The sequence below is a fragment of the Paraburkholderia sp. SEWSISQ10-3 4 genome, assembly GCF_030464785.1.
GTDB lineage: Bacteria > Pseudomonadota > Gammaproteobacteria > Burkholderiales > Burkholderiaceae > Paraburkholderia > Paraburkholderia aspalathi.
On sequence record NZ_JALPRI010000014.1, the window covers coordinates 116565 to 142621 of the forward strand.

General features: G+C 61.5%; 21 protein-coding genes. 8 read left to right on the plus strand and 13 right to left on the minus strand.

Translation table 11 applies throughout. The features are described 5' to 3' along the window. Positions 1 to 35: 35 nt before the first annotated feature. The gene (locus M0D68_RS23880; protein WP_266225559.1) at positions 36 to 1670 is read right to left on the minus strand and encodes an ABC transporter substrate-binding protein; all 1635 of its coding nucleotides are present in this window, start codon (positions 1668 to 1670) and stop codon (positions 36 to 38) included. A 311-nt stretch (positions 1671 to 1981) separates the two neighbouring features. On the opposite strand from M0D68_RS23880, the gene M0D68_RS23885 reads away from it, so the two are divergent. Then, complete coding sequence (locus M0D68_RS23885) at positions 1982 to 3211, plus strand: porin (protein ID WP_266225560.1); 1230 nt, start codon at positions 1982 to 1984, stop codon at positions 3209 to 3211. Positions 3212 to 3314: 103 nt separating this feature from the next. Here M0D68_RS23885 and M0D68_RS23890 read toward each other — a convergent pair whose 3' ends face one another. Beyond that, positions 3315 to 3659, minus strand: a complete 345-nt coding sequence (locus tag M0D68_RS23890) for a DUF3088 domain-containing protein (RefSeq protein ID WP_266225561.1) — start codon at positions 3657 to 3659, stop codon at positions 3315 to 3317. Positions 3660 to 3713: 54 nt separating this feature from the next. Next, positions 3714 to 4931, minus strand: coding sequence for an acyl-CoA dehydrogenase family protein (locus tag M0D68_RS23895; protein ID WP_266225563.1), 1218 nt, complete (start codon positions 4929 to 4931; stop codon positions 3714 to 3716). A gap of 290 nt (positions 4932 to 5221) precedes the next feature. Here M0D68_RS23895 and M0D68_RS23900 point away from each other — a divergent pair, with 290 nt between their 5' ends. The 6 genes from M0D68_RS23900 (at position 5222) to M0D68_RS23925 (ending at position 10800) form a co-directional block, all read left to right on the plus strand. Continuing rightward, entirely contained in the window at positions 5222 to 5512 is a 291-nt protein-coding gene (locus M0D68_RS23900) for a co-chaperone GroES (protein WP_007177123.1), read from the plus strand. 18 nt (positions 5513 to 5530) lie between these two features. After that, complete coding sequence (groL, locus tag M0D68_RS23905; RefSeq protein ID WP_093632401.1) at positions 5531 to 7171, plus strand: chaperonin GroEL; 1641 nt, start codon at positions 5531 to 5533, stop codon at positions 7169 to 7171. A 388-nt stretch (positions 7172 to 7559) separates the two neighbouring features. Continuing rightward, on the plus strand, positions 7560 to 8405 hold the full coding sequence (locus M0D68_RS23910; protein ID WP_266225565.1) for a transporter substrate-binding domain-containing protein: 846 nt from the start codon (positions 7560 to 7562) through the stop codon (positions 8403 to 8405). Further along, on the plus strand, positions 8402 to 9163 hold the full coding sequence (locus M0D68_RS23915) for an amino acid ABC transporter permease (RefSeq protein WP_093632399.1): 762 nt from the start codon (positions 8402 to 8404) through the stop codon (positions 9161 to 9163). Before M0D68_RS23910 ends, M0D68_RS23915 begins: the two co-directional genes overlap by 4 nt. Beyond that, the gene (locus M0D68_RS23920) at positions 9153 to 9959 is read left to right on the plus strand and encodes an amino acid ABC transporter permease (RefSeq protein ID WP_093632397.1); all 807 of its coding nucleotides are present in this window, start codon (positions 9153 to 9155) and stop codon (positions 9957 to 9959) included. Before M0D68_RS23915 ends, M0D68_RS23920 begins: the two co-directional genes overlap by 11 nt. Then, positions 9946 to 10800 carry an amino acid ABC transporter ATP-binding protein gene (locus M0D68_RS23925; RefSeq protein ID WP_211701755.1) on the plus strand — a complete coding sequence of 285 codons (855 nt, stop codon included), beginning with the start codon at positions 9946 to 9948 and terminating at the stop codon, positions 10798 to 10800. Before M0D68_RS23920 ends, M0D68_RS23925 begins: the two co-directional genes overlap by 14 nt. Before the next feature lie 119 nt (positions 10801 to 10919). Here M0D68_RS23925 and M0D68_RS23930 read toward each other — a convergent pair whose 3' ends face one another. From M0D68_RS23930 to M0D68_RS23970, 9 genes are all read right to left on the minus strand, one after another. Beyond that, positions 10920 to 12248, minus strand: a complete 1329-nt coding sequence (locus M0D68_RS23930; RefSeq protein WP_093632393.1) for an LLM class flavin-dependent oxidoreductase — start codon at positions 12246 to 12248, stop codon at positions 10920 to 10922. Next, positions 12245 to 13618 carry an MmgE/PrpD family protein gene (locus M0D68_RS23935; protein ID WP_266225567.1) on the minus strand — a complete coding sequence of 458 codons (1374 nt, stop codon included), beginning with the start codon at positions 13616 to 13618 and terminating at the stop codon, positions 12245 to 12247. The genes M0D68_RS23930 and M0D68_RS23935 overlap by 4 nt, the downstream gene beginning before the upstream one ends. 251 nt (positions 13619 to 13869) lie before the next feature. Next, a complete protein-coding gene (locus tag M0D68_RS23940) occupies positions 13870 to 14709 on the minus strand; it encodes a CmcJ/NvfI family oxidoreductase (RefSeq protein WP_266225568.1) in 840 nt (279 codons plus the stop codon). Positions 14710 to 14841: 132 nt separating this feature from the next. Next, positions 14842 to 16200, minus strand: a complete 1359-nt coding sequence (locus M0D68_RS23945) for an LLM class flavin-dependent oxidoreductase (RefSeq protein ID WP_266225570.1) — start codon at positions 16198 to 16200, stop codon at positions 14842 to 14844. 41 nt (positions 16201 to 16241) lie between these two features. Beyond that, positions 16242 to 17240: a substrate-binding domain-containing protein gene (locus tag M0D68_RS23950; protein ID WP_266225612.1), complete on the minus strand. Its 999-nt coding sequence runs from the start codon at positions 17238 to 17240 to the stop codon at positions 16242 to 16244. Positions 17241 to 17359: 119 nt separating this feature from the next. Beyond that, the gene (locus M0D68_RS23955) at positions 17360 to 18742 is read right to left on the minus strand and encodes an LLM class flavin-dependent oxidoreductase (protein ID WP_266225572.1); all 1383 of its coding nucleotides are present in this window, start codon (positions 18740 to 18742) and stop codon (positions 17360 to 17362) included. 31 nt (positions 18743 to 18773) lie between these two features. After that, complete coding sequence (locus M0D68_RS23960) at positions 18774 to 20012, minus strand: SfnB family sulfur acquisition oxidoreductase (protein WP_266225574.1); 1239 nt, start codon at positions 20010 to 20012, stop codon at positions 18774 to 18776. A 122-nt stretch (positions 20013 to 20134) separates the two neighbouring features. Beyond that, on the minus strand, positions 20135 to 21190 hold the full coding sequence (locus M0D68_RS23965; protein ID WP_266225576.1) for an ABC transporter permease: 1056 nt from the start codon (positions 21188 to 21190) through the stop codon (positions 20135 to 20137). Continuing rightward, positions 21187 to 22701, minus strand: a complete 1515-nt coding sequence (locus tag M0D68_RS23970) for a sugar ABC transporter ATP-binding protein (protein WP_266225577.1) — start codon at positions 22699 to 22701, stop codon at positions 21187 to 21189. Before M0D68_RS23970 ends, M0D68_RS23965 begins: the two co-directional genes overlap by 4 nt. Before the next feature lie 367 nt (positions 22702 to 23068). Here M0D68_RS23970 and M0D68_RS23975 point away from each other — a divergent pair, with 367 nt between their 5' ends. After that, positions 23069 to 24424: an LLM class flavin-dependent oxidoreductase gene (locus M0D68_RS23975; RefSeq protein ID WP_200654409.1), complete on the plus strand. Its 1356-nt coding sequence runs from the start codon at positions 23069 to 23071 to the stop codon at positions 24422 to 24424. Positions 24425 to 24534: 110 nt separating this feature from the next. On the opposite strand, the gene M0D68_RS23980 is transcribed toward M0D68_RS23975, so the two are convergent. Further along, positions 24535 to 25863, minus strand: a complete 1329-nt coding sequence (locus tag M0D68_RS23980; protein ID WP_266225578.1) for an LLM class flavin-dependent oxidoreductase — start codon at positions 25861 to 25863, stop codon at positions 24535 to 24537. Positions 25864 to 26057 lie beyond the last annotated feature (194 nt).

Below are 26057 nucleotides of genomic sequence, written 5' to 3' on the forward strand. Positions count from 1 at the left end.
GGAGGAAAGGCGATGCACCCTTCTGGATCGTTAGCTCATGCAAGAAACACATCGGCCAGATTTCCACCCAGACCGTCCGCGGTCACCGTATGGTTATGCACGCGCTTGTTGTACAGAGTCACTTGCTTGAGCGTGATCAGATCGACGATCGGCAGATCACGGGCCACCACCTGCTGGAATTTCCTGAAATAGTCGACCCGCGTGCGCGGATCGTTCTCCACCGCGGCTGCTTCGAGCAGGCGGTCGACCTCAGGGTTGTCGTAGTGCGACGCATTGGAGAACGCCACCCCTTTCTTGAAGTTACGCGACCAGTAGAGGCGCTGCACACCCACGGTCGGATCGAAGGTATTGCCGAGAAAGTTGGCGTCCAGATCGAAATCGCGATCGGTGTAGATCCGCTTCACATAGGCGGCGAAATCCTGCGAGCGCACCGTCGACTCGATCCCCACGCGCCGCAACGTCTGCCGCAAATATTCGGCAAGACGCGCGAACGTCGAATCGTAGGGGTTGAAGTCGATCGTCAGCGGAAAGCGGAAACCGTTGGACTGCCGCGGCAAACCCACCTCATCGAGCAATTGCTCCGCTTTGGCGAGATCGTACGGCAAGGTGGGCACGCTCGGATCGTAGAACTGGGTCAACAGTGGGCTGATCGGTGAAGGCGCAACGATCCCGTAGCCGTACCAGACCGACTTCAGGATGGTCTGGCGGTCGATGCTGTGCGCAATCGCCTCGCGAACTTTTTGCTTCGCCAGATAGCGGTTGTCGAGATTGAACTGCAATTGCGTCTGCGCGGCGTTGTAGCTATATCCGCGCGTTTCCAGTGCAAGATGAGGCAGTGCCTGCAAGCGCTGGATGTCGAGCAGCGGCACCGGATTCTCACCGGCCAGATCCAGCTCGCCAGTTTCGAGTGCGACGGCACGCGCTGCGGGATCGCTGATGAAACGCACGACCAGTTCGTCGATATACGGCTTCGGTGCGTCCCAGTAGTCAGGATTGCGCACGTACACCGCATGGCTGCCCCGCTCCCAACGCTTGAACCGGTAGGGTCCCGTGCCGATCGGGTCGATGTTATGGGGATTCTCCAGCGGATTGCCGCTGCCGTATATGTGCGCCGGCACGATTGGCGATTCCGACGCGGCAAGCGCATAGATCAGATACGGTGCAGGCTTTGATAACTTCAGCAATGCCGTGTGCGGGTCAGGCGTCTCGACTTCCAGCACGTTGGCGAAGGTCGAGCGGCCACGCGAGTGATACTGCTTCAGCAGCCCGATCGACACCGCCACGTCCTTCGAGGTGAACGGCTGGCCGTCGTGCCAGCGCACACCCTCTCGCAGCTTGAACGTGTACTGCAAACCGTCGGGGCTGATTGACCAGGCGGTTGCGAGTTGCGCGCGCGGCTGCACGTTGAAGTCATAGGCCAGCAAACCTTCAGTGACCTTGGGGCTGATTCTCTGTTCCGCACCCGCCGTGGTTGCGAAGTTAACCAATGCGTTCGGCTCCGGATTCACCAGCACCGTCAGCCTGCCGCCGCGTCGAGGCGACACCGTGCTGGCCTGAACCGCAGCCTGCGCCAACGGTGTGAATGGGCCAAGCGCGATGCCGGCCGCACTACCCGCGAGCCCAAGCAAAGCGTGACGACGTCCGGAATGAAATCCCCTGTGATGGCTCAAGCGTACTCCCTTCGAATGCGAGCGTCATGCCGTCGGCAGCGCTCTGCAATGTCTATCGGATGCGCCGCAAGATATCAATCGCCACACGACAAAAGAACGAATGAATTCAGGATTGCATATCTAATGCCGATGGTTGGCGTTATTGCTTAAAGATCGCCGTTTAAGCGCATTTTCTAGGGAAACAACCGATATCCATATCGAATTTTCTTGTTTGTTCAATAAGTTCGTTTTGCTTATCGTGACTGCTCACTTCACCGCGAACCTCGACGCACCACTTCTCTCGCGCTCCCTCAATATTGATTCCAACAACTATGAAAAAACTGCTTTTCGCATTTGGCGTTTCGTCTTTAGTGGCTGGCACAGCAAGTGCCCAAAGCAGCGTCACGCTGTATGGGATCGTCACGGGCAACCTCACGTATGCGAACAACACACAAACCGCTGCAACGTCCGCTTCCGGCAAACCTAAGGGCGGCAGCCAGGTGTCGCAATTCGACAGCGGCACATCAGGCCTGTCGTCGAGCCGCTGGGGCCTGAAAGGCGTGGAAGATCTGGGCGGCGGATTGAAGGCACTGTTCCAGCTCGAAAGCGGGCTTAGCGTGAATAGCGGCGCGCTAGGACAAGGGGGCACCGAGTTCGGCCGTCAGGCGTGGGTGGGTGTCAGCGCCGACCGCTACGGCACGTTCACGTTGGGACGTCAGGGCGATACGTCGGTGGATTTCGTATCGCCATTGCTCTACGTCTGGTTTGGGGGAAACCTTTCGATCCATCCGGCCGACTACGACAATCTGAACTTCACGCACCGCATCAACAATTCGATCAAGTACCAGTCGGATTCTTTCAACGGGTTCCGTTTCGGCGCGCTGTACAGCGTCGGCGGCGTGGCCGGCAATGTCACGCAGAACCAGCTATGGTCCGCAGGCGCCAGCTACACCGGTGGCGCATTCGCGTTCGCTGCGTCGATCGTCAATGCACGCAATCCGAATACCTCGCTTTACGGCACCAACGCCAATGCGAGCGCCACGGGCAATAACCTGGGGTCCGCCGGATCGGCCACCGCCCCCGAGTCCAATCCGGCGATCGCCGGCTTCGCATCGGCACACACGCAGCAGACCGTTTCGGTTGCGGCAACCTATACGAGCGGCGGCGCGATCTTCGGCGCGGCCTACTCGAATACGCAGTTCCGCGGACTAGGCTCGAACGCGTCGCTCAATTCGCTCAACTACAGCGGCTCGACATCGCTCAGCACAGTTAGCGCAAGCTTGCGCTATCAGGCCACACCGTTCCTGCGCTTCGGCACATCGTTCGACTATACGGAAGGAGGAAGCGTCGGCAGCAAGGGCAGCGCGAAATACGAGCAGTTGAATCTCACGAGTGCGTACTCTTTGTCGAAAGCCACCGATCTGTACCTGACCAGTGCCTTTCAGCACGCCAGCGGTACGGACTCGCTGGGCCGGACCGCAGTCGCTGCGATCGGCTATCTCACGCCGTCCGCTACCGACAAACAGGTGGCTGTGTCGGCAGGTATCAAGCATCAGTTCTGATGCAGGTGAGGTGGCACCCGATGAGAATCGGGTGCCTGTTGTTTCTGAGCCGTGTGACGAGGCGCGCTCAGGATCAACAGGCGGCCTCAATGCAGTCACTACGTCAATGCACCTTAGGAAAACCGTGGCGCTGCGCGAGCAGATCGAGGATCCGGCGCGTATCGGTCACGAAGCGCTTCTCGCCCAGCGTCTGGGCATCTGCCGGCGCAGGCTGTTCGTCGCCGAAAATCAACACCGGCAGACTCTGGTGCTCGGCATTGAGTGCTTCCACCACCGCGGCGCGCGGACGCGGAAACGGCAAACGGCGAATATCCAGGCGTGCGTTGAGCGCAGGATCGCTCGCGAGCAGACCTTCGATAGGCGCGCCATCAGGACAGATGAAGCGCTCGCCGGGGTGGTTCGGATCGGTGAAGCCCGGTTCCAACAGCAATAGCAGATCTCGGCTCATGGCATTCAATCAATGGATGATGGGTGAAAGGATCGTGGCGTTTTTCCCGGCATTTCAGAAAACGCGCCCTTCAGTCAGATGCGTGGTCACGCCGTTCAACTCGTAATCGCCGATCACGCGTGCTTTATGCAGCAACGGGTTGTGGCTGAAGATCGTACGCAGATTGCGCCAGTGACGGTCGAAGTTGTGCGCTCGCCCAGTGGCCGATGCTCCGCCGATTTCAAACAGACGCTCGCCCGCATAGAGGGCCAGCTTGCTGACCACCAGTTGCGTTTTGGCGGTAGCCAAGGACCCTTCCAGCACGAGTCCTTCCGCATTGGCTGCGCCGCTACGGATTGCATTTGCCGAACGGTCCAGCGTGCGTGCGTTTTGCGCGACCAGCGCGTCGATGGATAGACTATGCGCCGCGAGATCGCCCACCACCTGTTGCACGAAACCGTCCTCGCGTGCCGAGGGCGCCGGGCTATGCAGCACCGGGCGACCGTATTGCGTCACGTAGCGCCGCGCATCCGCGAGAATGTTGCGCACGATACCCGCCGCGACCGTGACCAGATGCAATTGCCGCACCGCGCTGCCATGGCGGCCCGCAAGACTCGTATAGCCGCGCGTTGCGATTTCATGGGCAAATACCTGCACGTTGTCGAGCACGAGACTGCCGCTCGCCGTCATGCGTTGACCCATCCCGTCCCAATCGTCGATCACTTGCAGGCCTTCACGTGAGACCGGGATAACGATTGATACCTTCTCGTCGTTTTCATCCTGCACGTTGATACGCGCGTAGTCGGAGAACGCCGTGCCGGTCGAGTAATATTTTTTGCCAGTTACGCGAAAATGCTCACCGTCGCGCACCAGCTTGGTGACGATTTCGCCGGGCCTGGATGTGCCGAGCTCCGTTGACGCACCTCCAAAGATCGCCCCTTCCCGTACACGCTCGATCTGCGTGTCGTTGAAGGCGGAGCGCGGCGACAGCACCAACTGCTCGGTCAGATCGAAATGAATCCGCAATGCGTGCGCGACATTCGACTCTTCCGCAGCCAGCGTGGCGATCACATGGAAGAGATCTTCCAGCGAACCGCCGAGGCCGCCCCACTCGACCGGAAAACGGAGCACGCCGAGCCCCGATTCGCGAAACAATGCGAAGCGGTCGAACGGCAACTCGCGCCGCACCTCGCGTTGCGCGGCATCTTCGCCGATCGCTTTAGCGAGCGCCGGCAACGCGCTGAGCGCCGCCTGAAGCCGTGCACGTGCTGTGCTTTCCTGAGAGACCTGCATACCGTCATTCCTTGTATAAGCGCACGGATCAGGCTTGATCCGGCTGATTGTCCTGTGAGCGTGTATCGGCGTCCCAATGGGACGTGCCGATTCGACGGATCAGTATAGGGACGCGGCCCACCTTGCAAAACCAGCGAATCAAGCTATGGATATGCGCGTTTCTGAAATGCCATTCGCCGATAAGGATCGATGAATCCGTTATTGGAGCGTCGCGCGGCATCTTTCTATACTCGATTCCGGTCAGCACTCACCACCGACGAGTGCCAAATTTCAATCGCGGAAGTCGAACCATGAGCCTACGTCCCTTGCATGACCGCTTGATCGTCAAGCGTCTCGACCAGGAAACCAAAACTGCTTCAGGCATCGTCATTCCCGAAAGCGCCGCCGAGAAGCCGGACCAGGGCGAAGTGATCGCCATTGGGCCGGGCAAGCGCGACAGCGACGGCAAACGCATCGAGCCCGACCTGAAAGTCGGCGAGCGCGTGCTGTTCGGCAAGTACGCCGGCCAGTCGGTCAAAGTCGACGGCAACGAACTGCTCGTGCTGCGCGAAGAAGATGTCGTCGCAGTCGTCACGCAATAACGAACGGAGCATCAAACCATGGCAGCAAAAGAAATCATTTTTAGCGACGTCGCCCGCTCGAAGCTCGTAGAAGGCGTCAACATTCTGGCCAATGCGGTTAAGGTCACGCTCGGTCCGAAGGGCCGCAACGTCGTGCTCGAGCGCAGCTTCGGCTCGCCGGTGGTGACGAAAGACGGCGTCTCGGTCGCCAAGGAAATCGAATTGCCGGACCGCGTGCAGAACATCGGCGCGCAACTCGTGAAGGAGGTGGCCTCCCGCACCAGCGACGCCGCCGGCGACGGCACCACCACCGCAACCGTGCTTGCGCAAGCCATCGTGCGTGAAGGCCAGAAATACGTCGCGGCAGGCCTCAACCCGTTGGACCTGAAACGCGGCATCGACAAGGCCGTGATCGCCGCGATCGACGAACTCAAGAAGATCAGCAAGCCGACCACGACCAGCAAGGAAATCGCCCAGGTCGCAACGATTTCGGCCAACGGCGAAGAGTCGATCGGTCAGCGTATCGCCGAAGCGATCGACCGGGTCGGCAAGGAAGGCGTCATTACCGTGGAAGACGGCAAATCGCTCGACGATGAACTCGACGTGGTGGAAGGTCTGCAATTCGATCGTGGCTACCTGTCGCCGTATTTCATCAACGATCAGGACAAACAGGTTGCGGTGCTCGATAACCCGTTCGTGCTGCTGCACGACAAGAAGGTGTCGAACATCCGCGACCTGCTGCCGATTCTGGAGCAGGTCGCCAAAGCCGGCCGCCCGCTTCTAATCATCGCGGAAGATGTGGAAGGCGAAGCGCTGGCTACGCTCGTGGTCAACAACATTCGCGGCATTCTGAAGACCGTCGCGGTCAAGGCGCCGGGCTTCGGCGACCGCCGCAAGGCCCTGCTCGAAGACATCGCGATCCTGACCGGCGGCCAGGTGATCGCTGAAGAAACCGGCCTGACGCTCGAAAAGGCAACACTCGCTGAACTGGGCCAAGCCAAGCGCATCGAGGTAGGCAAGGAGAACACCACGGTCATCGACGGCGCCGGCGACAGCAAGAACATTGAAGCGCGTGTGAAGCAGATCCGCACGCAAATCGAAGAAGCAAGCTCCGACTACGACCGCGAAAAACTGCAGGAACGTGTGGCGAAGCTGGCAGGCGGTGTGGCGGTCATCAAGGTGGGCGGCGCAACCGAGATCGAGGTCAAGGAAAAGAAAGACCGTGTCGACGATGCATTGCACGCCACGCGCGCTGCGGTCGAAGAAGGTATCGTGCCGGGCGGCGGTGTTGCGCTGATTCGCGTGAAGCAGGCCATCAGCGGCCTACGAGGCGTGAACGCCGATCAGGACGCGGGTATCAAGATCGTGCTGCGCGCGCTCGAAGAACCGCTGCGCCAGATCGTGACGAACGCGGGTGAAGAAGCCAGCGTAGTGGTCGCGAAAGTGGCAGAGGGCACGGGCAACTTCGGCTACAACGCACAGACCGGTCAATACGGCGACCTCGTGGAATCGGGCGTGCTCGATCCGACCAAGGTCACGCGTACGGCGCTGCAAAACGCGGCCTCGGTTGCGGGTCTGCTGTTGACCACCGACGCCACCGTTCATGAAGCACCGAAGGATGCGCCGGCGGCCGGCCAGCCAGGCGGTCCGGGCGCAGGTGGGCCGGGACTGGATTTCTGATTCAGAAGAGCATCAACGCGCTAGCCGCACAAACACGCCGGCATGCTTTCCAAAAGCATGCCGGCGTGCCGCAACAGGCAGCAAACGTATCAGCCGGATATAGCGCGGTACACACAACCGGTGGATCGCCGGTCAAATTAGCCCGTCAAATCCGCCACAACATCCATTTCTCCGCTTCAACAACGCTCACGTCTGCATAAATGCGCGAATCAGATAACGGTATGAAAAATCCTTGGTTCTTTCCGGCGTCACACATGCCGAGAATAGGCAGTCCCGAATCGCATCCTGTATTTCTCCTCCGGCGAGTCATGGTGGCCTCATAGCAACGACGTCACACCGATCGGCCGGAGCGATATCAGGATCCAACCTGACTTCCGCCTACTCTTTCATGTTCAGCCGACCGACCCGCCCCACCCTCCAGCGCGCCTTGCGCGCCGTGACGCTTTTTGCAGCATTGGGCGCCAGTGCCGCCCACGCCGATACGACACTCGATCGGATTCATCAGCGGCACAAGATCGTCATCGGCGTGATCCTGTCGGGGCCGCCGTTCGGCTCGCTGGACCCGGCCACACAGAAACCGCTCGGCTTTAATATCGATCTCGCGAACGACGTCGCGAAACGCCTCGGCGTCGACGTGGAATTGACGCCGGTCCAACCGTCGAATCGCGTGCAGTTCCTGCAGCAAGGCAAGGTCGATGCCCTGATCGCCAACATGGAAGTCACCAAGGAGCGCGCGGAGCTCTTCTCCTATCCGCCAACCCCGTTTGAGGAAATCGGCGGCGCGCTGATTACCCGCAAGGACAGCGGCATCAAGACCTGGAACGACGTGCGCGGCAAGCCCGTCTGCGTCTCGCAGGGCAGCAACTATACGAAACCGCTTACCGAAGAATATGGCGCACAGGTCAAGGCATTCCGCGGCCAGCCGGAGTCGCTGCTCGCGCTGCGCGGTAATAACTGCGTCGCCGCGGTTCACGTTGCCCCTACGCTACGCTTGCTCGTCGCACGCAATCCGGACTGGAAGGACTACACGATTCCCGTATCGAACGAGTTGATTCCGTCGCCGTCGGTGATCTGGGTTCGCAAGGGTGAAACGGATACGCAGAGCGCGCTCGAAAAAATCGTGCAGGACTGGCATCGCAGCGGCTGGCTGATCGACGTCGAGCACAAGAACGGCATGCAGCCCTCGCAGGCCGTGCTCGATCTGCATACGAAGTACAAGGCGCAAGGTGCATGAGCGAGTCGACGCAAGTGCTCTCGCACGCCGCAACTAGCGTGGTCGATGCGATCAGCAGGATCGGGCTGAACTACAGTTTCGTGCTCGCGCCTGATGAACTCGCGTCGTTCCTGCACGGCATGCTGGTCACGCTGGAACTCTCGCTCGTGACGGCGCTCGGCAGTCTGGGCGCCGGTGTGGCGTTGGCGGCGTTACTCACCTCACAGCGTCCGGCGCTCGCGCGCCCCGCTCGCGTGTTCGTCGAGATCACGCGCAATACGCCGACGCTCGTGCAGTTGTTCTGCGCCTTTCTGGTGATCAACATGCTGCTCAGCGAGGCGCTGCGTAATCTGGGCGGCAATCCGCTGACGCCGTTCATCTGGAGCGCGATCGTCATCTCGCTGCACAAAGGCGCGTTTCATGCCGAAGCCCTGCGCGCCGGTATCGAAGCCGTGCCGCGCACCACACTCGAAGCGGCCCAGTCGCTCGGTTTCAGCCGCCGCCAGCGCCTTTGGAGCGTGCAGTTGCCGCTCGCGCTGCGCTATGCACTCCCCGCGCTCGTTAACAACATGGTCGACCTGGTCAAGATGACCACGGTTGCCTCCGCAATCGCCGTCGGCGACATCACGTATGCATCGATCATGATCTGGACGCAGCGCGACAACGTGCTCGAGTTGATGATCCTGATCCTGCTGTTCTTCGGCGCACTGACCTTTGCGATCAATCGCGCGGGACGCTGGCTCGAAGTTCGTCTGAGGATGCCCGGCTATGGCCACTGAATCCATCACCGTGCCCGCGCGGGACGGACGCTACCGTTCCCTCTTTGCGTTTGCCAGCGTAGTCGGCGTCGCCGCGCTGCTGGCGCTCGCCGAACACGAGATCGCGCATGGCCCAAGCTATCCCGCACTCGCCGCACTCATCACGTGGGCACCGGCGCTCGGCAAATCGCTGTGGGTCAACATCGAAATCAGCCTGCTTGCCGTCGCGCTCGGCACACTCGCCGGTCTTGCGCTCGGCCCCTTGCTGTTGTCTCCGATCCGGGGCGTCCGGCTGATTGTTCGCGGCTATGTGCAGGTGTTTCGAAACGCCCCACTGCTCGTGCTGATCTATTTTTCGACCTACGTATTCCCATTCGAAATCGCGCTCGGGCAACACGTCGTGCCGTTTCCCGACTGGTTCAAGGTCACGCTCGGTCTCGCGCTGCCTGCCAGCGCCAACTTCGCCGAGATCTTCCGCGGCGCAATCCAGTCGATTCCTCATGCACAGTGGGATGCGGCACGTTCGCTTGCGTTCAGCCGAAGCCAGGTGTTCCGTTGGATCATCCTGCCGCAATGCGTGAAGCGGATGCTGCCGCCGTGGATGAACCTGTACGCGAGCATCACGATGGCGACCGCGCTCGCTTCGCTGGTGGGTGTGCACGATTTGCTGGACACCGCGCAGGTGGCGAGCAATACCGTGGCGCGCGCGGATTTCACGGTCCTCGTCTATTTCACCGTGCTCGGCCTGTTCTTCGCTTACTGCTACCCGATCGCGCGCTTCACCCGCCTTCTTGAGAAACGCTATGCTTTCAGCTGATGTCTCGCTCGCTCCCGCAGCCGCTGCGGGTCCGCGCCCTCTGGTCCGCTTGCGCGACGTGCATCTGTCATTCGGCGCGACGCCGGTGCTCAAGGGCATCGACCTCGACGTGTTCCGCGGTCAGGCCGTATCGATCATCGGACCGTCCGGGTCGGGCAAGTCGACGATTTTGCGCTGCATTACCGGGCTATTGCGTCCCCAGTACGGTGAGATCGAAGTCGACGGTACCCGAGTCGATCAACTCGCCTCTGAACGCGACGAGATCGAACTACGCAAGCGCGTCGGCTTCGTGTTCCAGCAATACAACCTGTTTCCGCATCTGAGCGTACTGGACAATCTGCTTGTCGCGCCGGTGCGCATCCTCGGGCGCGACAAAGCCGATGCCACTCGCACCGCTTACGATCTGCTGAAGAAGGTGCGCCTCGAGAACAAGGCGCATGCGTATCCGGGTGAACTGTCGGGCGGTCAGCAACAGCGCGTGGCGATTGCACGCGCGCTCGCGATGCAGCCGGATCTGATTCTCTTCGACGAGGTAACCTCGGCACTGGACCCGGAGACCGTGGGCGAAGTGCTGACCGTGATCCGCGATCTGGTGAGGGACGGCATGACCTGCGTGCTCGTCACGCACGAGATGCGCTTTGCCGAGGAAGTGAGCGATGCGGTGTATTTCACCGAGGCCGGTGTGATTGTCGAACACGGCCCGGCTAACGCGCTGTTCCGCGCGCCAGTCAGTCCGCGTACGCGTGAGTTTCTGGCGCATACGCCGTCCGCGCCGGAGACCGTTCATGCGGTGCCACCCCGCACATCGCTGGCACTGGATCTGCGCCACTTCGCGATTTAGGCGATCTCGAATGATCCGCACCTGCCAGTACGGCGCGAATCGGGATGCAAGCTTGAAAAAAAAGCGGCGTCTGCTGAGCAGACGCCGCTTTTTACTTTCCGCCTTTTACTTCTTGTATCTCACTGCCCCGCATAGCGGCTCACAGGCCGCTGCAAACCGAGGTGATCACGCAGAGTAGTGCCGCTATATTCAGTGCGGAATAACCCACGCCGCTGCAATTCCGGCACGACGAGTTCGACAAAATCGTCGAGGCCACCCGGGAAATACGGCGGCATGATATTGAAACCGTCGGCCGCTTCGCCCGTGAACCATTCTTCGAGCGCATCCGCCACCTGCACAGGCGTGCCCCAAACGATGCGGTGCCCACGCGCGCCGGCCACCAGGTAGTACAGCTCGCGCAAAGTCAGATTCTCGCGGCGTGCGAGATCGGTCAGCAGTTTGGCGCGACTCTTCAACTGATCGGATTCGGGCAACTCCGGCAAAGGACCATCGAGCGGATACTTCGACACGTCATGCCCCAACCGGTCGGACAACAGTGACAACGCACCCGATGTATCGGTCCATTCCTGCAACTGCGCGTATTTGTCTTTCGCTTCCTGCTCCGTCCTGCCGATGACAGGAAACACGCCCGGCATCACGTGCAACTGCTGACCCTCACGGCCGAATTTCGGCAAGCGGCCTTTCAGATCGCGATAGAAGACCTGCGCTTCTTCGATAGTCTGCTGCGCGGTAAACACCACTTCCGCCGTGCGCGCGGCCAGGTCCTGCCCCGGGCCGGACGAGCCGGCCTGGATCACCACAGGATGCCCCTGTGGCGGACGCGACGCATTCAACGGACCTTTGACGGCGAAGAACTGCCCCTTGTGATCCAGCGTATGCACCTTGGCGGGATCGAAGTAGACGCCACTCGCCTTGTCCTTGAGCACCGCGTCGTCATCCCAGCTGTCCCACAGCCCCTTGACGACGTCGACGAATTCACCCGCCATTTCATAGCGCAGCGCGTGATCCGGATGATTGCCACGTGTAAAGTTCGCGGCCGTGCGGTCGTACGAAGTCGTCACGACGTTCCACGCTGCGCGTCCGCTACTCAGATGATCCAGCGACGCAAACGCGCGTGCGACGTGATACGGCTCGCTATATGTGGTCGACGCAGTGGCGGCGAGACCGATGTGGCGCGTGCCCATGGCGAGCGCCGACAGCAGGCACAGCGGCTCGAGCCGCATCGCCATCGACGGATGCGCATCGGGGCCGCTGGTGAGACCGTCGGCGAGAAAGACCATGTCGAATTTCGCACGCTCGGCGGTCTGCGTGATGCGCTGCATCAACGCCAGATTCTCGCTGCCCGCCTGCGCGTCAGGATGCCGCCAGCCGGCGACGTGGTGTCCCGCACCCTGAATGAAGAGCCCGAGACGCATTTGCCTGCGGGTACTGCTGTTATTCGTGCTCATACGTGGATCTGTGCGAAGACATTGAAAAGGGACGCGAGGTCGGCGGTGCTCTGCATCGTGTCGATATGCGCGGGGATGAACGCGAGACGTTCGTCGTGACCGGTCGCGTCCGCGAATTTCGCGGCCAGATCCGTCGCGCTGTAGAGACGGTCTGTCTTATGGCTCAGTACCGTCCCGTTGCGCAATGCGATTTCGACGGTCGAGAAACGCGTGGCCGGATCGGTCGACGCGCGCGCGGCGCTTTCATCGTGGCGGCTTGCCACGCGCCGTGCGAGCGCGATCAGGTCGTCGCGCACTGGCACATCGGCAAATGTGGCCACACTGGGCGAACCATCCGTCAGCGCGGCCGCAACTGCGTAAGCGACACTGAAACGCGCTTCAAGTCCGGTCGAAGGCAAATGTCTGGAAAGCGGTGTGTCGCCGCCGGGCGGAAATATCACCGTCACCTCGGCAATGTCGTCCGGCGTGAGACGGTGTGTGTCGCGCAACGTCAATGCGGCATGCACGGCGTAGTGCGTCGCCGTGCAGCATGCCCACGGCTTGAAGTACAAACCCGGGGCTGCGATTTGCCACGGTGCGCCCCAGCCGTCGAGCACGCGTTCGGGTTGCGCTGCGCCGCCGCTGAACACGGCGAAAAAGCCGACCGGTCCGTCCAGCGCTTCAGGCGAGCCCTGCAGTCCCGCTGCCGCGAGCTCGGCGGCGAATAAACCGGCGCGGGCGGCAAGCCCGGCATGCAAGGGTTTCGCTTCGCTGCCGAACTGCAGGCGTAAGCCGGCGGATTGTGTGGCGGCAAGACCCAGCGCGTTCTCAATGGCGGCGGCATCGAGTTTCAGCAGATAAGACGCAGCGGCTGCCGCACCAAGCGCGCCCAACGTCGCGGTGTTGTGAAAGCCCTGCTCGTAGTGCCGGCTGCCGAGAGCAAGGCCGAGGCGCGCCATCGTTTCGACGCCGACGACGTAGGCGTCGAGCAGGTCGAGCGCGCTGCTGCCGCGTGTTTGCGCCAGCGCGAACAGCGCGGGCAACAAGACCGTCGCAGGATGTCCTCTTACGCTGCTGTGCACATCGTCGTAATCGAGTGCGTGCCCCGCGTAACCGTTTAGCAACGCAGCCTGCTGCGCGGATGCACGGGCGCTGCTGCCGATCACCGAGGCTTCGCCGCGCGAGTCGTTGGCGCTGACTGACAGGAGTTTTTGACAGCCGCTGTCGCTCGCGCCGGCAAAGGCGGCAGCGAGAAAGTCGAGAATGCCGCGTCTTGCGGCGGCAATGGCGTCGGCGTCGCGCGACGGCGACGCCTGAGCGATCGCGGCGGCCAGCCGTCGTGTCACGCCGGTGGCCTGCTGGCCGGCGTTGGATGCATGGAGGCTTGACATGTCGAAGGCGTGAGAGCTGTGAAAACGCACCGGGCAAGCGTTACGCTTACCTCCTTCGACGAAAAACCAAAGCCGCGTCGACCAAAGAAGTAAAGCAACGACCCAAACGCCGCATGCTAACCAAACGCTGCGTCACAAACAAACAAGAATTCACGCTTTCGATATTGCAGATTCTGCGATGCTGCAGCAGACGCGTCCCGCTATCGGCCGCCCTGCATTTCACGGCATGCCGGCGCGCTCAACGCCGGCGCTCAAAAGAACAACAGTGTGCGCAATTCGATGCTCCGGCGCGGCGGCGCATCGGCCGGCGACGTGGGATCGTCGAATGCCGTATGGGCCGTGAGACGCGCGATGCCGTCGCCCGCCGAGTCGTAAATCTTCAGCAGCAGGAATTCATCGGGCGACATCTGCGGAAAGTAGTACCAGCGATGCCGCGGGTTGAAGACCAACGCATACGTCTCGCCGACCTTGTCGGGATAAACTAGGTCCGAGGCCACCAGATCGTTGAGCGTGATACTGCGCGAATCGCATAGCGCGAGCGGCGACGATTGCACCGTTTCTCCGATCGGGCGCCACAGATTGACGATGGCCACCCGGCCCTGCAGCAAGCGCTCCGCTTCACCAGTCGGCAGATGATCGCGCACCCGGCGCGGCCCCGACACGAACGTCTGGTCGTTATGGATGTACTTGACCGGCTCCCTCACACCATTGCTGCGCTCAGGATTGCCGTCTCGCAGCGTGTGATCGAACACGACCACCCGGCGAGCGCCGGTGGCCTGTTTTAGCAACTGCTCCGCTTCGCGATAGTAGACAGATTCGATCTTTGCCGGATCGGAGAAATCGCTCAGCACGCTAGCGTGCCGATGCAGTTCGAAGCCGTTACGATCGAGCGACAACGCGCCAGGCGGTGGCGCGACGCGGGCATTCGAAATACTCACCCGATGCGGCCGGTACACGCCACTGCGCTTCGGCACACCCGGCGGTGGTTCGTATTGGTACGACACCGGCTTCTCGCCAGTGAACTCGAGGTAGTTCAAGTCTGCCTCGACCGTCGCGGCAGACACCGGTGCATCGATGACGATATCGCTCATGTTCGCATCCTCATCACGTTGAAACGATTCGTTGAACGGCCGCAGCACGCAACGCGCGGCGGCAGACGCATGCATCTATCGTTTCAGCGTAGGCGACGGCCGCGCCCGGAGGAAATAACGAATCGTGGAAAGTTATGCGCCGGATTGAAGTACAGGAGAATGGCGGCTTTTCGGCCGTCGCAATCCCAGGTTCTCGCGCAGCGTGCGTCCTTCATAGTCCTCGCGGAACAACCCACGTCGCCGCAACTCCGGCAATACCAGTTCGACGAAATCGGTCAAACCCTCCGGCAGCACCGGCGGCATCACGTTGAAACCGTCAGCGGCGTGATTCACAAAGCGCTCTTCGAGTTGATCGACAATCTGCGCCGGCGTGCCGACGAGTTGCCAATGGCCGCGTGCACCCGCAACCCGCAAATACAGCTGGCGAATCGTGAGGTTCTCGCGGCGAGCCAGTTCGATCGTCAACACCTGACGGCTCTTGCTCGCATTCGTTTCGGGCAGCTCAGGGATCGGCCCGTCGAGTGGATAGTCCGAGAGATCGAACCCACCGGTCAACCCGGATACGAGCGCAAGTCCGACCTTCGGGTCGACGAGCGACTGCAACCGCTCGAACTTCTCTTTCGCCTCGCTTTCGGTGCGTCCCACGATCGGGAACACGCCCGGCATAATCTTCAGATCGTCCGGATGACGGCCGTACGCCGTCATGCGCCCCTTCACGTCAGCGTAAAAGTCTGCCGCGTCCTGCAGCGTTTGCTGTGCCGTGAAAATCACCTCGGCCGTCTTTGCTGCGAGGTCCCGGCCTGCTTCGGACGACCCGGCCTGCACGACGACCGGATGCCCCTGCGGAGAGCGCGCGACATTCAACGGACCCTTGACCTGAAAGAAGCGTCCCTTGTGATCCAGCACGTGCCGTTTGGCGGGGTCGAAGAAACGCCCTTCAGCTTTGTTGCGGACGAACGCGTCGTCCTCCCAGCTGTCCCACAGACCTGCTGTGACTTCCGCGAATTCAGCGGCGCGGGCATAACGCTCGGCGTGATCGAAATGTTTGTCACGGTTGAAGTTCTTCGCTTCGTGCTCGCTCGACGAAGTGACCAGATTCCAACCCGCACGTCCTCCGCTAATGTGATCGAGCGAAGCGAACTTGCGGGCAATGTGATACGGCTCGTTGAAGCTCGTCGAGGCTGTGCCGACCAGACCGATGCGCTCGGTCACAGCTGCCAATGCCGACAGCAACGTGATCGGCTCGAACTGCGCCACGTAGCTGTGCGCGGTGCGGCTCAGAAAATCGACGTTGTCGCCGCGTGTCCCCACGCCGTCGGCGAGAAAGATCAGATCGAATTTCGCGGCCTCGGCCGCTTGTGCGAGCCGGACGTAGTGGCGAAAGTTCACGCCGGCGTCCGCCTGCGCCTCGGGATGTCGCCACGCCGCGATGTGGTGTCCGGCAGGGTAAAGGAAAGCGCCGAGGCGCAGGTGTCCGCTACGTTTGCTCATTTAAGTCCAAAGGAGATGATTGACGGTGCGGCCTCTGACACTCAGTCCGCTGCCGGAATCCACGCTGCCGTCGCGGCATCGCTCGAACGGAATGCCGGGAATTTATCGCCGAGCTCGGCAATCGTCTTGATGTTGTTCTTCACCAGATCGTCGCGCGTGATCAGCGTCGGCTTGACAACAATCCGGTGCTCGGGCGTCTGCCCCGCGAGCAGCAAAGCCGCGGCCCGTACGGACACCGCACCCACCACCGCCGGATTCGTCGCCGCGGTCGCCACCCACGCGCTATTCGGCGCGCGAATCGCCTCGATGTCGGAGGTCGAAATATCGGCGCTGTAAATGCGCAGTTTCGACGACAGGTTCGCCTCGTCCGCAGCGAGCTTCGCGCCGCGTGCGAATTCGTCGTACGGCGCGAAAACCACACGAATTTCAGGGTGCGCACGATAGGCCGCAGCAGCCTGGTTGGCCACCGACTGCGCGATCGGATTGTCCACCGTGCCCCAGCGCGCCTTCTCCTGAACCTTCGGATGGGCAGCCTTGAAGTCACGCCATACCGCATCGCGCCGGTCGAGCGGTGCAAAACCCGCTACGTACACATAGCCGGCGGCAAAGGTATCGCCGTTGTCTTTCACCGCCTGATCGAGCAGCAGCGCTGCCAGATCGCGATCGCTCTGCTCGATCTGCGGTACCTTCGGATTGCCCAGGTCGACGTCGAACGCCACGACCTTGATGCCCTTATCCAACGCACGCTGCACGACGTCCTTGAGCGATTCAGGCAAACCGTGATTCACGATAATTGCGGACACGCCCAGGCTGATCGCTTGTTGAATCTGTTCACGTTGTTCGGCCGCATCCTGACGGCCTTCGTAGATGCGTAGATCGATGCCAAGCGCTTTGGCCTGCTTTTGCGCACCGGCTTCATAAGCCTGGAAGAAATCGCCCGTCGACAGATAGTTGACGAGCGCGATCTTCACGCCGCCCTTGTCGAATGGTGCGGGCGCACCTTTGAGCGGTGCTGCGTGCGCTGCGACGCCCGCAAGCATCGTGGCCGCCGCCAGGGCGAGTGTGCGAAACGTAAGGCTCACATCCAGCTTGCGACGAAGAAACGATTTCATCAATGATCTCCAACCTGTTAGTCGATGTTTTATGAGTAAGCGGGGTGCTATCCGGCATGGGCCGGCGTGCGCGTGCGGTAGGCCGCACCAGGATGCGGTTCGGCCAGTCGAGGACCACCGCCATGCAACTTTTCGCGCAGCGTGCCGTTGGTGTAGTCGGTCTTGTAGACGCCTCGTCGCTGCAACTCGGGCACGACCAGGTCGACGAAATCTGCGAAGCTCTCGTGAGTCAATGCATACGCAAGGTTGAATCCGTCGACGTCGGTCTCCTCGACCCACGACTGCAACTCGTCGGCGATCTCCTGCGGGCTTCCCACTGAAAGCGGTCCGAGTCCCCCTATGCCGCCCCACTTCGCAATCTCACGCACGGTCCACACTCGTGTCGGATCCGCGCTCGATAAAGCCTCTACGGCCGATTGAATCGCGTTGCTCTCGATATAGCGCAGCGGTTCGTCGAGGTCGTACTTCGACAGATCGATGCCGGTCCACCCCGACATCAGCGCGAGCGCACCCTCGTCGCTCGTATAGCGGCGATAGTCGGCGTGCTTCGCGTGTGCATCCGCTGACGTCTTGCCTGTGATCACCGTGTGCAGGTTGAAAATCAGCACGTCGTGCGGATCGCGGCCAAATGACTTCACGCGTGCCCGGATATCGGCGACGAAATTCTTCAGGATCGTGCGCGATGGGGCAGCGATAAAAATGCACTCGGCGTGCTGCGCGGCGAAGTCCTTACCGCGCTTCGAGGCGCCTGCCTGGTAGAGTACGGGCGTGCGCTGAGGCGACGGCTCGCAGAGATGAATGCCCGGCACGTCGAAATACTGCCCACGGTGATTGATGGGATGGACCTTCGACGGTTCGGTGAAGACCTTCCGCGCGGCATCACGCACCACGGCGTCGTCTTCCCACGACGCTTCCCACAGCTTGTAGCAGACCTCGAGATATTCCTCGGCAAGCGAGTAACGCTCGTCGTGATTGGCCTGGGCCGGCAAGCCGACATTGCGTGCGGCGCTGTCCAGGTACGACGTGACGATGTTCCAGCCAACCCTGCCATTAGTCAGGTGATCGAGTGTGGACATGCGCCGTGCGAACGGATACGGGTGCTCGTAAGAAAGCGAGCAGGTCACGCCGAAGCCGAGATGCTCGGTCACGTTCGCCATCGCCGAGACGAGCAACACGGGATCGTTGACCGGGACTTGCGCGGCCTGGCGAATCGCGGCTTCCCCGTTGCCGTTAAAGACGTCGTAGATACCCAGCACGTCGGCGATGAAAAGACCGTCGAACTTGCCGCGCTCGAGCAGTTTCGCGAGGTCGGTCCAGTAATCGATTTGCTTGTAACGCCACGACGTGTCGCGTGGATGCGCCCATAAGCCTGGCGACTGATGCCCGACGCAGTTCATGTCGAATGCGTTAAGGCGGATTTCTCTGGCCATGATCGGGTTCGGTTAAGGATTGCGCCTGGCGTTAATTCCAGGGATGACGTGCCGGCTTGACGCCGTTCAGATAGTAGTTACCGACCAGGTGATACTTCCAGCGCACCGGATCATGCAGCGTATGGACGCGTGCGTTGCGCCAGTGCCTGTCGAGATTGTGTTCACCGAGCGTCGACTGGGTACCGGCGAGCTCGAACAGTTTTTCGCCTGCCAGCAAGGCGATTTCCGTCGTCAACACTTTCGCTTCGCCCACCGCAACCGATGCGCGTGCCACGTCGTCCTCGGTCGTTTCCCGCTTCGCTGCGATCTCGTCGATCACGCGCGCGGCGCGTTCGAGCAAGGCCTCGGCGGCGTGCAACTGGATATGCAAATGACCGATCTCCCGCACGGTCAGCGGATCGTCACTCGCACGCTCGACCCCGCTGTCGATCCACGGCCGCGAGCGCGAGCGCACGAACGTCAGCGTGTCGTCGAGCGCCGCCTTCGCGATGCCAGCGTCGATGGCGGCCTGGATGATCTGCGAAATCGGGCCGTTGAGCGTTGGAAAATCGGACACACGATGTGCCGGCAACACATGCGAGGCCGGCACGCGTACGCTTTCCAACACAACTGTGCCGCTTGCCGTAGTGCGTTGACCGAAGCCCGACCAGTCGTCGATCACAGTCAGCCCTGGCGTGCCCTTCGGAATGTAAGCGAGCCAGCCTTTGCGTTCGCTATCGAGACCCAGCACGGGGACGAAGTCGGCGAACAGCGCGCCGGTCGAATAGAATTTGGTGCCCTGTACGACGTAATCGCCGCCATCCCGCGTCACGCTCGTCTTCAGATCGAGAACGTTCTTTGTGCCCTTCTCCGAGAAGCCGTTGCCGAAACGCTTGCCGCCCAGCACCTGCGCGAAGAAGTATTTCTTCTGCTCCTCCGAGCCGGTTAGCGCGATCACGTCGACCAGGCCGAAGTGATTCTGCGGTAGCTGCCCGAGCGACGGATCCGCTGCTGCAATGATCTTGATGACTTCAGTCAACGTAACGAACGACACGGCCGCTCCGCCGTAAGCCTTCGGTACCGTGATGGCCCATAGCCCGGATTGCGAGAACCACTCGATCTCCTCGTGGGGCAAGCGGCGTTCGGTATCGCGTGCGGCAGCGCCTTGCGCGAGGCGGCCTGCAAGCTCGTGCGCAACAGCAATGGCCTGCGCGTCATCGGCGATCACACGGACCGCATGTCTACTCTCGTCGCGAATATTCGATGAAGCCGCTTCGCCAAACTCTGCCATGGGAATCTCCGCTTGAATGACTGTTCGCTCAATCTATCAGCGGACACCGCATGCGCAAACTGAACGATTCGGCAATCGATATTCCTTCGGATGGCAAACGACATTTCGGCGGTCCGGTGACCTCAGCCGCGTGAGTCCGCAGGCCGTCCAACACTGAACGTAAACGCCAGCGCGAGAACCAGCAGCACACCCTTGATGAAATCCTGCATGTAGTAAGGCGCATTCAGCATGGTCAGGCCGTTCAGGAGCACACCGACAAACACCGCGCCTACTACGGTGCCGAACACGTTGGGCCGCTTCGCGCCCCACACTGCATAACCCATCAGCGCAGCCGCCACGGCGTCGAGCAGCAGGGAGTGTCCGGCGCTGACATCGCCTCGCCCGACACGCGCGGCGATCAGCACGCCGCCCAACGACGCAATCGCCCCCGAGGCGACATAGGCCGCGATCCGGTAGCGGGCCGTAGGCGCACCCGCCAGCCGCGCGGCCGTCTCATTGCCGCCGATCGCGTAGATCACGCGTCCCCAGCGCGTCGTCTCCATGACGACGCAGGCGAGCACCGTTAACGCAATGAGAATCAGAACAGGCAATGGCACGACATCGAAAAGACGCAGACGTCCTAACGCCAGAAACGCGTCCGAGAATACTCCGCTCGCCTCCGTGCCATCGGGCAACACGGTTCCGGTTGCAAGCGAGCGGCCGCCCGTCGGGATCAGTTGCAGACCGGCCAGCAGGAACAGAGTGCCGAGCGTCGCCAATTGGTCCGGCACCCGCAGCCGCGTAATCAACAAGCCATTGAACAGGCCAGCCGCGATGCCCAGCGCGACACACGCGGCCACGGCCGCCAGCGCGCTGCCATGCCAGACGATCAGCACATAGCTCGCCGCCATCTGCGCCGAAGCAGCCACGCTGCCCACCGAGAGATCGAAGCCACCCGCAGCCAACGTGATCGTCACGCCAATGCCAAGCAACGCCACGATCGATACAGCCTGGAGAATGCTGAACAGATTGTCGATGTTCAGAAAGGCGGGTTCCCTGATGGCGAACACGGCAATCAGAATCGCCAGCACGAGCAGGATGCCGGTGCGCTCCAGGTGATCGCGCAAACTACGCCATGCTGACTGCGTCCGTTGGTCGGATGCCACGTCGCCGGGAATAGAAGGGGTAAGGTGTTTCATGAATGAAGTTCAGAGCTCGCGTCATGGATGGGTTGAACAGTTGGGCGCTCGAGCGTCGCTCGATCGAACCGTACGACGCGATCAGCAATCTCCAGGGCCTCTTCGAGATCGCTGACGAATACGATCGTCGCGCGTTCATGAGCATGGCGCCGCAAGGTATCGACGATATCGGCGCGCGCGCCAGCGTCGACGCCCTGAAACGGTTCGTCGAGCAGCAACAAGCGCGCGCGTTCGACATGCCAACGCGCGAGAACGACTTTCTGCTGATTGCCGCCGGATAAACGCGTCAGGCGATCGTCGGGGCCGGTGCAGCGAATGCCAAAGGTTCTGATCGCGTCGGTCGCGGCATCGCGCTCTGCGGCTTCGCGTACCACGCCGCGCCTGAACCAGTTCGACAGGAACGGAAAGCTGAGCGTCCCCGCAATCGATGCGAACGGCACGCTGTCGGGAAACAACGAGGTGCGCCAACGATCCTCGCCGGCGAGGAACACGCCCGCGCGAATCGAATCGGCCGGTGAACGAGGACGCCATGGCTTGCCGTCGAGCACCATCCGACCACTGCTCGCATGTGCCGCACCGAAAATCGCTCTTGCGAAACGCGATTTGCCGCCACCCACCGGCCCTGCTACCGCGACGATCTCGCCGCGCTGGACGTCGAGGTCGAATGAGCGGCTTGTCGGCGTCAGTTGAAAATCGCGCACGCTGAAACAGGGTTCGAGCGAGGCTGCGTCTTTCTCATCCTGAGTTCGAGCTTGTGGCAGAGGCCGTCCAATCATCGTCTCGACGGCAGCGTCGAAATCGATTGGCGGGTGCAGATCGGCGACGAGATGTCCGTCGCGCACGATCGCTACCCGATCCGCCATGCGCCGCAGATCACCCAGCCGATGTGAGACCAACAGGATAGCGACGCCCTCCTCGCGTAATGGCTCGACGCGCTGGAACAGCCGCTCCGCTTCTACAGCAGACAGACTGGCGGTGGGCTCATCGAGAATCAGTAGCTTGGGGCGCGAAGCCAGCGCGCGCGCCAGTGTCACGAGCTGCTGACTCGCGAGCGAGAGCGACCCGAGCGGCGCCGACAGATCGACATCCAGCCCGACGCGTTCGGCAAGCGGCCTCGCAGCCTCACGGCGCGCCGCCGGCGGCACGCGCCAGGGCGACGCCGGATCGCATAAGCGGTCGAGCAGCAGGTTGTCCGCAATCGACAGTGCCGGTACAACCGCGTCTGCAATCGACTGATGCACCGTGGCAATGCCGAGTTGTTTAGCGGCTTGGGGCGAAGCCGGTCGATACGGCTTGCCCAGCAGCGTCAAGGTCCCGCCATCGGGCGCATACACGCCGCTTAAGATCTTGACGAGCGTCGACTTGCCCGCGCCGTTGGCGCCCATCAACGCGACGACTTCGCCGGGATGGATCGAGAAATCGAGGTTGGATAGCGCGACGGTTGCACCAAAACGCTTCGTGAGCGTGGAGGCAGTCAGGATCGGCTCGCTTGAACGCGGAAGCTTTTCCATACGATCGGGATGCGGTGAACGGGTCAAGTTAATGGCGGCCTTCATATACCCGAATTGAGCGAGGCGAACGTTTCATTGTTCTCTGGTGGGCTCGACAAATGCGGCAAACGGGACGCATTGCTTACCGTCACCCAGAAACGATTGTCTGCCTGGGCGGGACTCGCGGAAAACCAATTTGTTCTGATATGCAAAGCGTCGCGCATGGCGAACCGCGACCAGAGAGCGCCGTAGCCCTGCGCTTAGTCTTCGCCGGCATATCGATGCCAGAATTCCTTCGTGGTCTCGAACGATCCGCTATTCGACAATGGGCAAATCGGTCAGAGCGTTCGTCCGTTCGTTGCTGGCTGCTTCCGCATTCGAAAAGACCATGAGAACCGACCCGCCGCGCCAGCTTCATCTGAACGTCAATATCCTCCACTCCGGCTTTGTCCCTTCCGCATGGCGTACGCCCGAAGCTGATCCGCGCGCCTTCGTCGATATCGCCCACTACGTTCGTGTGGCGCAGATTGCCGAGGCGGCGAAATTCGATGCCGTGTTTCTCGCGGATAACGCCTCGATTGCCGATCAGATTGACTTCCGCCCGATCACCGCGTTGGAGCCGACCGTGTTGCTCGCCGGCATTGCTGCGGCCACGACGCATATCGGCGTAATCGGCACGGCATCGACGAGCTATAACGAGCCGTACAACATCGCGCGGCGCTTCGCCACGCTCGATCAGCTCAGTGCGGGTCGCGCCGGCTGGAACATCGTGACGACCGCCGATCTCGGCTCAGCCCGCAATTTCGGCCGCGAGGCGGTGCCGGATCATGCGCAACGCTACGAGCGCGCAGCCGAATTCACGGAGGTGGTGAAGGCGCTGTGGGATAGCTGGGAAGACGACGCCTTTATCGGCGACAAGGCGAGCGGCCGCTTCATCGACACCACGAAGGTGCATCGCATCGACCATCGCGGCAAATACTTCAGTGTCGATGGTCCGTTCAACTTGCCGCGTAGTGCACAGGGGCACCCCGTGCTGATTCAGGCAGGCGGATCAGCTGACGGACGCGAACTCGCGGCACGGCACGCGGAAGCCGTGTTCTCAGCATCGCAATCATTCGACGAAGCCGCCGCCTACGCGCGCGAACTGAAGTCTCGCGCCGCGGCGTGGGGACGTGGCAACAACGCAATTCGCGTGCTACCCGGACTCACCACCATAATCGGCGCAACCGAAGCCGAGGCCCTGCGCCGCCGCGATGAACTGGTCGATCTGATTCCATGGACCTATAGCCTCACCCGACTGGCGGGCATCTTGGGCATTAGCGTCGACCGGTTGAAACTCGACGAGCGCCTGCCGGACGATCTCTCATTGCCCGGCAACGGCAATGGCAATCACACGTTCTTCAACGCCACGCTCGCACAGGCGCGGACCCACGGATACACGGCGCGGCAATTGATCCGCGCGCTTGCGGGCGGCGGCGGACATCGTGTCGTGGTCGGTACGCCGGAACAGATCGCCGACGATATCGAACACTGGTTCAAAGGCGGCGCTGCCGACGGTTTCAATCTGATGCCGGATGTTCTGCCGGGCGGCTTGCAGGACTTCGCCGACGGTGTGGTTCCGCTTTTGCAACAACGTGGTCTTTTCCGTACCGACTACGAGGGCAGCACGCTGCGCGAACACTTCCGGTTGCGACGGCCTGTCAGTCGCCACCTGCATCCACGGGAAGCGGCCGCTACCGCGTAAGCGCTCTTTTTCAACACGCTGCATACTCGGACCGGCGAACACGCGATTGAGATTCCGGGCGTTACTTCGGCGCGTAAACGCGCCGTGAAGTAAGCCAATTTGTAGTCCGGTTATTTCACGCGAGCGAAAAAGCGGTTCTCAGGCCGTGGCAAACCCAGATTCTCGCGCAGCGTCGCGCCTTCGTATTCGCGCCGGAACAAGCCGCGCTTCTGCAATTCGGGAATGACCTTGTCCACGAAGTCGTCGAGGCCGCCCGGCAGATACGGGAACATCACGTTGAACCCGTCCAAGCCCTCTTCCACCAGCCATTGCTCCATCTGATCGGCAATCATTTTCGCCGTACCCACCATCTCGAGCCCCGAGTATCCGCCGATGCGTTGAGCGAGTTGCCGAATCGTCAGCCCGTCGCGCTGCGCCCATTCGACCACCCGCTGCCGCGCTGTCCGGCTCGCATTGGTTTCGGGAATCTCGGGCAACGGGCCGTCCGGATCGAATCCGGACACGTCATGCCCCAATGCAATCGACAACGACGCGATGCCGCTCTCGTAGTGCACGAACGTATCGAGCCGCGCCCGTGTTTCCAGTGCCTCTTCCAGGGTGTCGCCGACGACCACGAAGGCGGCCGGAAGTATTTTCATATGATCGAGTTCTCGGCCGAGTTTTTCCATGCGGCCTTTCACATCGGCATAAAAGCGCTTGCCGTCAGCGAGGAGAGTTTGCGCGGTGAACACCACCTCGGCGGTTTCGGCAGCAATCTGGCGCCCTGCTTCCGACGATCCGGCCTGCACGATGACGGGCCATCCCTGAACGGGGCGCGCAATATTCAACGGGCCGCGCACCGAGAAGTTCTCGCTCTTGTAGTTCAGCACATGCAGTTTCTCCGGATCGAAGAAGGTGCCGGTTTCGGTATCGCGGATAAAGGCATCGTCTGCCCAACTGTCCCAGAGCCCGGTCACCACGTCGAAGAACTCACGGGCACGCCGGTACCGCTCGTCGTGTTCGACGTGCTCGTCGAGACCGAAATTGAGCGCGGCATCGGGGTTCGATGTGGTCACGAGATTCCATCCGGCGCGGCCGCCGCTGATATGGTCGAGCGAGGCAAACCGCCTCGCGACGTGATACGGCGCATCGAACGTAGTGGACGCTGTGGCGATAAGCCCCAGCCGTTCCGTGACCGCCGCCAGCGCGGGCAGCAGCGTCAACGGTTCGAACGACGTAACCGTATGGCTATGCTTGAGCGCGTCCAGCGGCATGTTGAGCACCGCGAGGTGATCCGCCATGAAGAAGGCGTCGAAACGGCCGCGCTCGAGCGTCTGGGCGAAGCGTTTCAGGTGCGCAAAATTGAAGTTGGCGTCGGGATAAGCGCCGGGATAGCGCCATGCGCCGGTGTGTATTGTCGTCGGACGCATGAAGGCGCCGAGGCGAAGCTGACGTGACATGTAGCAAGCTCCATCGCAAACAGGTCGGGCCAGTTTAATCGTCCTTCGCCGACGCTGCTTGCGCCCGCCCACCACTCGGTAACCGCCCGCCGAACACGCTGCACCGGGGCTCCGGCGCTATCGGACACACCAAAAGCTGTTCCGCAGAAATGCAAAGCACAAAATCTTCGTTCGCCCCTCCGGGCTCCCTCACT

What these genes read in the sequence shown, in the direction of transcription:
- M0D68_RS23885 (WP_266225560.1), top strand. Translation starts at nt 1,982, where the DNA reads ATGAAAAAACTGCTTTTCGCATTTGGCGTTTCGTCTTTAGTGGCTGGC.
- M0D68_RS23890 (WP_266225561.1), bottom strand. Translation starts at nt 3,659, where the DNA reads ATGAGCCGAGATCTGCTATTGCTGTTGGAACCGGGCTTCACCGATCCG.
- M0D68_RS23895 (WP_266225563.1), bottom strand. Translation starts at nt 4,931, where the DNA reads ATGCAGGTCTCTCAGGAAAGCACAGCACGTGCACGGCTTCAGGCGGCG.
- M0D68_RS23900 (WP_007177123.1), top strand. Translation starts at nt 5,222, where the DNA reads ATGAGCCTACGTCCCTTGCATGACCGCTTGATCGTCAAGCGTCTCGAC.
- groL (WP_093632401.1), top strand. Translation starts at nt 5,531, where the DNA reads ATGGCAGCAAAAGAAATCATTTTTAGCGACGTCGCCCGCTCGAAGCTC.
- M0D68_RS23910 (WP_266225565.1), top strand. Translation starts at nt 7,560, where the DNA reads ATGTTCAGCCGACCGACCCGCCCCACCCTCCAGCGCGCCTTGCGCGCC.
- M0D68_RS23915 (WP_093632399.1), top strand. Translation starts at nt 8,402, where the DNA reads ATGAGCGAGTCGACGCAAGTGCTCTCGCACGCCGCAACTAGCGTGGTC.
- M0D68_RS23920 (WP_093632397.1), top strand. Translation starts at nt 9,153, where the DNA reads ATGGCCACTGAATCCATCACCGTGCCCGCGCGGGACGGACGCTACCGT.
- M0D68_RS23925 (WP_211701755.1), top strand. Translation starts at nt 9,946, where the DNA reads ATGCTTTCAGCTGATGTCTCGCTCGCTCCCGCAGCCGCTGCGGGTCCG.
- M0D68_RS23930 (WP_093632393.1), bottom strand. Translation starts at nt 12,248, where the DNA reads ATGAGCACGAATAACAGCAGTACCCGCAGGCAAATGCGTCTCGGGCTC.
- M0D68_RS23935 (WP_266225567.1), bottom strand. Translation starts at nt 13,618, where the DNA reads ATGTCAAGCCTCCATGCATCCAACGCCGGCCAGCAGGCCACCGGCGTG.
- M0D68_RS23940 (WP_266225568.1), bottom strand. Translation starts at nt 14,709, where the DNA reads ATGAGCGATATCGTCATCGATGCACCGGTGTCTGCCGCGACGGTCGAG.
- M0D68_RS23945 (WP_266225570.1), bottom strand. Translation starts at nt 16,200, where the DNA reads ATGAGCAAACGTAGCGGACACCTGCGCCTCGGCGCTTTCCTTTACCCT.
- M0D68_RS23950 (WP_266225612.1), bottom strand. Translation starts at nt 17,240, where the DNA reads ATGCTTGCGGGCGTCGCAGCGCACGCAGCACCGCTCAAAGGTGCGCCC.
- M0D68_RS23955 (WP_266225572.1), bottom strand. Translation starts at nt 18,742, where the DNA reads ATGGCCAGAGAAATCCGCCTTAACGCATTCGACATGAACTGCGTCGGG.
- M0D68_RS23960 (WP_266225574.1), bottom strand. Translation starts at nt 20,012, where the DNA reads ATGGCAGAGTTTGGCGAAGCGGCTTCATCGAATATTCGCGACGAGAGT.
- M0D68_RS23965 (WP_266225576.1), bottom strand. Translation starts at nt 21,190, where the DNA reads ATGAAACACCTTACCCCTTCTATTCCCGGCGACGTGGCATCCGACCAA.
- M0D68_RS23970 (WP_266225577.1), bottom strand. Translation starts at nt 22,701, where the DNA reads ATGGAAAAGCTTCCGCGTTCAAGCGAGCCGATCCTGACTGCCTCCACG.
- M0D68_RS23975 (WP_200654409.1), top strand. Translation starts at nt 23,069, where the DNA reads ATGAGAACCGACCCGCCGCGCCAGCTTCATCTGAACGTCAATATCCTC.
- M0D68_RS23980 (WP_266225578.1), bottom strand. Translation starts at nt 25,863, where the DNA reads ATGTCACGTCAGCTTCGCCTCGGCGCCTTCATGCGTCCGACGACAATA.